Below are 6,949 nucleotides of genomic sequence, written 5' to 3'. Positions count from 1 at the left end.
GTCTGGCTCAGCCCAGGGAGGGGCTGTGCCAGACATAGTTGGTCGCCAAAAGTGAGAAGCGGAGGATGTCTTTGCGCCACCCCGGGGGGTGCTTCTCTTTGGTTACTTTCTCTTGCACCAGCAAGAGAAAGTAACCCTGGGTGCGGGGCGGAGCATCCCGCTGATTATATTTATTACATCGACCAGCATCGCCCTCGTAAGAGGGCGATTCAACTACTCCCCCAACTCATCCGCCAACTTCTGCGCCTGCGCAAAATCCAACGAACCTTCATAAATCGCACGACCGGTGATCGCACCGACAATCCCAACATCCACCACCGCACTCAACTTACGGATATCGTCGAGATTAGTAATCCCACCAGAAGCAATCACGGGAATGGAAATAGCGTTGGCCAACTTGACGGTCGCATCAACATTCACGCCATTCATCATGCCGTCGCGGCCAATGTCGGTGTAGATGATTGCTTCCACGCCGTCGTTCTGGAAATGCTGAGCAAGATCGACGACGTCATGGCCGGATAGCTTCGACCAACCGTCGATCGCCACCTTGCCATCCTTCGCATCGAGACCGACGATGATGTGACCGGGAAATTCGGCACAGACGTCGCTAACGAAGTGCGGCGCATTCACCGCCTTCGTGCCGAGGATCACGTAACGTACGCCGAGATCAAGATAAGCCTGGATCGTCTCTTCATCGCGGATACCGCCGCCGACCTGGATCGGCAAATCAGGAAACGCACGCGCGATCGCCGCGACCGCGTCGGCGTTCACCGGCTTACCGGCGATGGCGCCGTTCAAATCGACGATGTGCAAACGCCGTGCACCGGCCTCGACCCAACGACGCGCGGTCGCCACCGGATCGTCGGAAAACACCGTTTCGTCGTCCATGCGGCCCTGACGCAGGCGCACACATTTGCCGTCCTTAAGATCGATCGCTGGGATAACAAGCAGAGACATGAGAGAAGTCGCTTTTAGTTGGATTTCTTGATCAGCTATCGCCGGGGCAACCCTCAGGCGCTTCCGTCCCAGGCAATAAAATTCGCCAAGAGTTGTAAGCCGGCCTGCTGACTTTTTTCCGGATGGAATTGCACCGCGAAAATGTTCTCACGGGTCGCGGCCGAGGTAAACCGGTGACCGTAGTCGGTCGAACCGGCAACATCGGTGACATCGGCCGACTCGGCGTAAAAGCTATGCACGAAATAAAAGCGCGTGTCCTGGGCGATACCGCGCCACAGCGAATGCGGACGCTCCTGGCGCACCTGGTTCCAACCCATGTGCGGCACCTTGAACCTGGTGCCGACGGCCGGTGGATCGAAGCGACGCACACAACCACGCAGTGCCGCCAGGCCCGGCGTGCCACCGTCTTCTTCGCTGGACTCGTACAACGCCTGCAGACCGAGGCAAATGCCGAGGAACGGCTTGCTGCGTAACGCTTCCGTCACGGCGGCGCGCAAACCGGCTTCATCAAGTGCACGCATACAACTGCCAATCGCGCCCTGTCCCGGGAAAATGATGCGATCCGCTTTTCTTATACCTTCAGCAGTATTCACAATCCGCACGCGCGCTTTTCTCGGAGCCACACACCTAACTGCGCTAACTAATTTTTCTGGTAGTGGTTTGCGCAGCAACCATCGCACGTAAGGAGGAAAAGACATGTACTCGGCCGCTTTACCGACAGAGCGTAGATTGCCCATTCCGTAGTCAATAATGGCGACGTTGGTCATACAAATTGTCATTAATACCCCCACCCTAACCCTCCCCCGCTACGCGAGGGAGGGAACAATGACGGTGGCGGTTAGAGGCTGCCTTTGGTTGAAGGAATCGTATTACCGACGCGTGGGTCGAGTTCGAGCGACACACGCAGCGCGCGACCGAATGCCTTGAAGATAGTCTCGGCGACGTGATGGGCGTTCTTGCCGCGCAGGCAATCGATGTGCAGCGTCACCAACGCGTGGTTGACGAAACCCTGGAAGAATTCGTGGAACAGATCGACATCGAAGTCGTGGATGCGGGCGCGCGGATACTCGACGCGATACTCGAGCCCAGGCCGGCCGGAGAAATCGACCACCACGCGCGACAGTGCCTCGTCGAGCGGCACGTAAGCATGGCCGTAACGACGGATACCGCGCTTGTCGCCGACCGCCTTGCTGAACGCCTGCCCGAGAGTGATACCGATGTCTTCGACGGTGTGATGCGCGTCGATATGCAAATCGCCGCGCGCTTCGACCGTGAGGTCGATCAGGCCGTGTCGCGCCACTTGATCGAGCATGTGCTCGAGAAACGGTAGGCCGGTGTTGAAACGCGATGTGCCGTTGCCGTCGAGGTTGACGGACACGGTGATTTGAGTTTCTTTGGTCTCGCGGGAGACGCTGGCGATACGGTCAGACACGGGTAGTTCCAAGGGATTTACTAAAAAATGGTATCACAACAAACCGGTGAGCGCGGTCACGAATGCCCTATTCTCCGTCGGCGAGCCGACGGTTACACGCAGGCAACCCGCGAGCGCACCGCCGGACGGGTCGAGATTCTTGATCAGTATGCCGGCTTGGCGCAGGCCGGCGTGGATCTCGCCCGCGGGCCGTGTGCGTGGGCGAAACAGCAGAAAATTCGCCCGGCTCGGCCAGACATCCACTCCCGGCAAACGTTCCAACGCCTGTTGCAGTAACGCCCGTTCGGCGCGGATTTGCGCGCATTGTTGATCGAATGCGGCGCGGTGCGTCAAAGCGAACTCGGCGCTCGCCTGCGTCAGGGCGTTGATATTGTACGGCAGGCGCACCTTATCGAGCTCGGCGATCCACTTCGGATCGCCAGCGAGCACGCCGAGCCGCAAGCCGGCGAGACCTTGCTTCGACAGCGTGCGCATCACCAGCAAGTTGTCGTACTTCCCCAGTCGATCCATGAAGCTAGCTTCGGCGAAGGCATGATAGGCCTCGTCGACGATAACCAACCCGGGCGCGGCGTTAAGGATGGCGTCGATATCGGCGGCGTCGAATAGATTGCCGGTCGGATTGTTCGGGTAAGAAAGAAAAATGACAGCAGGTTGATGCTGCGTGATCGCCGCCAACATCGCCGCGCGATCGAGCGCGAAGTTTTGTGGCAGCGGTACGCCGATGAATTTCATGCCGACGAACGTCGCCGTCATTTGATACATCACGAACGTCGGCGTCGGCGCCAATACCACCGCACCGGGACGCGCGAGCGCGAGCAAAATGATCTGGATAAGCTCATCGGAACCGTTGCCGAGCAACAGCGTCGCCGGCGCCGGCACCGCCAGTGCGTCGCGCAACCGTGCGGTCAATGCTACTGCGCCGGGATCAGGGTAACGATTCACTTCGACCGCACGCAACACGTCTTGCCAACCGGCGCGCAACTCCTCCGGCCAGCCATACGGATTCTCCATCGCGTCGAGCTTGATCAGGCCGCGGGCGTCGGCGACGTGATAAGCCTTGAGCGCGCGGATCTCCGGGCGGATCAAAGCAGCGAGTCGTTTGTCGATTGGGTTGGTCATAATTGAGACACGTGGGCAGAAAAACGCTGCCCACCCTGCATGATCTTAATCGTTATCTTTGATCCGATACTCTGCCGAACGCGCGTGCGCCGTCAGACCTTCGCTGTGCGCGAGCGTCGCCGCGATCTTGCTCAAGCGCGACGCCGCTTCCGGCGGGCACATGATGATGCTCGTGCGCTTTTGAAAATCGTACACGCCGAGCGGCGACGAGAAACGCGCGGTGCCGGATGTCGGCAACACATGGTTCGGACCGGCGCAGTAATCGCCGATAGCTTCGGGTGTATAGCGACCGAAGAAGATGGCACCGGCGTGGCGAATGCGCGGCCCGAGATCGAGCGCGTTTTCGATCGCGAGTTCGAGATGCTCGGGAGCGATACGATTGATGAGCGCGACCGCCTCGTCAGTGTCGCCCACGGTGATAAGCGCGCTGCGACGTTCGAGCGCCTTACTGATGATTTCGACGCGCGCCATAGCCGGCAACAATTGCGCGATCGCCTGCATCACGCGCGCCGCGTATACCGCGTCCCAGGTGATCAAAATCGCCTGCGCGTCTTCGTCGTGCTCGGCTTGCGAAAACAAATCCATCGCGACCCATGCCGGATCGGTGCTGCTGTCGGCGACGACGACCACTTCGGACGGGCCGGCGATCATGTCGATCGCGACTTGACCGAACACTTGGCGCTTGGCTTGGGCGACGTAGGCATTTCCCGGTCCGACGATCTTATCGACTTGCGGGATCGTCGCCGTACCATACGCCAGCGCACCAACCGCTTGCGCGCCGCCGATCGTAAAAACACGATCGACGCCGGCGATTGCCGCGGCAGCCAACACCATATCGTTCAACTCGCCGGCGGGGGCCGGCACGGTCATGATCAGCTCGCCGACACCGGCGACCTTAGCCGGGATGGCATTCATCAACACCGACGACGGATAAGCCGCGCGCCCACCGGGAACGTACAGGCCGACGCGATCGAGCGCCGTTACCTGTTGGCCGAGCAAGGTGCCGTCGGCATCGCGATAATTCCAAGATTCGATCTTCTGTTTTTCGTGATACTCGCGAATACGCGCGGCGGCGACGATTAACGCGCTGCGTCGATCGTTCGACACCGACGCCTGCGCCAACTCGAGGCGCTCGCGCTTGATCTCGAGCGCTGCCATCGATGGCGCCGGATGCCGGTCGAAGTGTTGCGTGTAATCGAGTACGGCGGCGTCGCCGCGCGTGCGCACATCGGCCAGGATAGCGGCGACGGTGGCGGCGATTTTCGGATCTTCAGTAGCACCACGGTCGAGCAGCTTGGCAAATGCCGGCTCGAAGCCGGCGTCGCGCGTGTTCAACAATGGGATGCGCGGCGCCGTCACTAACCCACCGCCTGCTGCAACTTGTCGATGATGCTCTGCAACGGCCCACGCTTCATCTTCATAGCGGCACGGTTAGCGACCAACCAGGCGCTGATATCGGCGATGTGCTCGACTTCCGCCAGGTTGTTCTGTTTCAGTGTTTGCCCGGTACTAACGAGGTCGACGATGCGATCGGACAAGCCTACCAACGGCGCCAACTCCATCGAGCCGTACAGCTTGATGATCTCGGTCTGTATGCCTTTGGCGGCGAAATGGCGCTGCGTGATTTTCGGATATTTAGTGGCGACACGCACACGCGTCCAGGTGCTCGGATCGTCGCGCGTCGCCATATTCGCCGGCTCGGCCACGCTCAAGCGACAGCGCCCGATCTTGAGGTCGAGCAATTCGTACAAGCCGTCGCCGTCGTACTCCATCAATACGTCCTTGCCGGCGATACCCAGATCGGCCGCGCCGAATTGGACGTACGTCGGCACATCCTGCGCGCGGATGACGATGATCTTTACGTCGTCGCGGCTGGTGTCGATGACCAGCTTGCGGCTCTTCAGCGGATCTTCGAGCGGCGTGATGCCGGCTTGCGCCAATAGCGGCAGACTCTCTTCGAGGATACGGCCTTTGGACAAAGCGATGTTGATGATCGCGGACATGTCAACCGGCCTGCTTGCTCGGCGTTGCCAGCGACGGTGCCTTATGTAAATCGACGGCGGCAGTCTTCGGCCCGGGCACGCGGCGAATGCGCGCTCCGAGTTGCGACAGCTTCTCTTCGATCTGCTCGTAACCGCGATCGATGTGATAGATGCGATCGATGACGGTCTCGTTCTGCGCCACCAAGCCGGCGAGCGCAAGACTCGCCGAAGCGCGCAGATCGGTCGCCATCACCGGCGCGCCGGTGAGATGCGGCACGCCGCGCACGACCGCGGTGTTGCCCTTGATGTCGATATCGGCGCCCATGCGCTGCAACTCTTGCGCGTGCATGAAGCGGTTTTCGAAGATGGTCTCGGTGATGGTGCTGGAGCCGTCGGCGATGGCGTTCATCGCCACGAACTGCGCTTGCATGTCGGTCGGGAACGCCGGATACGGCGCGGTGCTGATGCTGACCGCCTGCGGCCGGCGGCCGGTCATGTTCAACCGGATCCAATCCGGACCGGTTTCGATCTCAGCACCGGTCTCGTGCAACTTATCGAGCACCGATACCAGCAATTCCGGCCGCGTGTCGCGCAACCGCACATCGCCGCCGGTAATGGCGCCGGCGACCAGATACGTGCCGCTTTCGATGCGATCAGGGATCACACTGTGATAGCCGCCGTGCAATTTTTTGACGCCTTCGATGGTGATCTCGGGCGTACCGGCGCCGGCGATCTTCGCGCCCATCGTGATCAAGCAATTCGCCAAGTCGACGACCTCGGGCTCGCGCGCGGCGTTCTCGATCACCGTCACACCGTCGGCCAGCGCCGCCGCCATCATTAGGTTCTCGGTGCCGGTGACAGACACGAGGTCCATGAAAACGCGTGCGCCCTGCAAACGCTTGGCCTTGGCGCGGATGTAACCGCCTTCGAGCGAAATCTCGGCACCCATCGCCTGCAGGCCTTTGACGTGCAGATTGATCGGCCGCGAGCCGATAGCGCAACCGCCCGGCATCGATACCTCGGCCTCGCCGAAGCGCGCCAGCAACGGACCCAACACCAGAATCGATGCGCGCATGGTCTTCACCAGCTCATACGGCGCGCACAACGACGTCACTTTATTGGCGTTCGCTTCGATCATCATTTTTTCCGCTACCACCAGACGAACGCCCATGCGGCCGAGCAGTTCCATGGTCGTCGTGATGTCCTGTAAGTGCGGCATGTTGCCGATGCACAGGGTTTCGTCGGTCAACAACGACGCGACCAAAATCGGCAGTGCGGCGTTCTTTGCACCGGAAATGCGGACATCGCCGCGCAGTGGAATGCCACCGTTGATGAGCAATCTATCCATTCGAGTTTTTCACCGTCACCAAGAAAAAAGGTCGAGGAGCTTTTTTCGGGAACCTAATAAAAACAGGGCCGCCGATCTCGGCAGCCCTGTTGCGTGCGCTAAGCGTCGGCA

The 6,949-nt window shown here is 60.3% G+C and carries 7 protein-coding genes; all 7 read right to left on the bottom strand.

The features are described 5' to 3' along the window. Positions 1-213 precede the first annotated feature (213 nt). Positions 214-951: a 1-(5-phosphoribosyl)-5-[(5-phosphoribosylamino)methylideneamino]imidazole-4-carboxamide isomerase gene (gene hisA / locus HY308_17105; protein ID MBI3899991.1), complete on the bottom strand. Its 738-nt coding sequence runs from the start codon at positions 949-951 to the stop codon at positions 214-216. A gap of 59 nt (positions 952-1,010) precedes the next feature. Further along, positions 1,011-1,724, bottom strand: coding sequence for an imidazole glycerol phosphate synthase subunit HisH (gene hisH / locus HY308_17100; GenBank protein ID MBI3899990.1), 714 nt, complete (start codon positions 1,722-1,724; stop codon positions 1,011-1,013). 71 nt (positions 1,725-1,795) lie between these two features. Next, a complete protein-coding gene (hisB, locus tag HY308_17095) occupies positions 1,796-2,389 on the bottom strand; it encodes an imidazoleglycerol-phosphate dehydratase HisB (GenBank protein ID MBI3899989.1) in 594 nt (197 codons plus the stop codon). Between the two features lie 33 nt (positions 2,390-2,422). Continuing rightward, positions 2,423-3,508 (bottom strand): histidinol-phosphate transaminase, encoded by a 1,086-nt coding sequence (locus HY308_17090; GenBank protein MBI3899988.1) that lies wholly within the window; start codon positions 3,506-3,508, stop codon positions 2,423-2,425. 45 nt (positions 3,509-3,553) lie between these two features. Next, the gene (gene hisD, locus HY308_17085; protein MBI3899987.1) at positions 3,554-4,852 is read right to left on the bottom strand and encodes a histidinol dehydrogenase; all 1,299 of its coding nucleotides are present in this window, start codon (positions 4,850-4,852) and stop codon (positions 3,554-3,556) included. A 14-nt stretch (positions 4,853-4,866) separates the two neighbouring features. Continuing rightward, a complete protein-coding gene (locus HY308_17080) occupies positions 4,867-5,511 on the bottom strand; it encodes an ATP phosphoribosyltransferase (GenBank protein MBI3899986.1) in 645 nt (214 codons plus the stop codon). Between the two features lies 1 nt (position 5,512). Then, positions 5,513-6,838 (bottom strand): UDP-N-acetylglucosamine 1-carboxyvinyltransferase, encoded by a 1,326-nt coding sequence (gene murA, locus HY308_17075; GenBank protein MBI3899985.1) that lies wholly within the window; start codon positions 6,836-6,838, stop codon positions 5,513-5,515. Between the last annotated feature and the right edge of the window lie 111 nt (positions 6,839-6,949).

It is taken from the genome of Gammaproteobacteria bacterium (assembly GCA_016199745.1).
GTDB lineage: Bacteria > Pseudomonadota > Gammaproteobacteria > Acidiferrobacterales > Sulfurifustaceae > JACQFZ01.
This window is presented reverse-complemented; position numbering and strand designations above follow the sequence as displayed.

Coding starts and splice junctions, on each gene's coding strand:
- murA (MBI3899985.1), bottom strand. CDS start 6,838: ATGGATAGATTGCTCATCAACGGTGGCATTCCACTGCGCGGCGATGTC.
- hisH (MBI3899990.1), bottom strand. CDS start 1,724: ATGACCAACGTCGCCATTATTGACTACGGAATGGGCAATCTACGCTCT.
- HY308_17090 (MBI3899988.1), bottom strand. CDS start 3,508: ATGACCAACCCAATCGACAAACGACTCGCTGCTTTGATCCGCCCGGAG.
- HY308_17080 (MBI3899986.1), bottom strand. CDS start 5,511: ATGTCCGCGATCATCAACATCGCTTTGTCCAAAGGCCGTATCCTCGAA.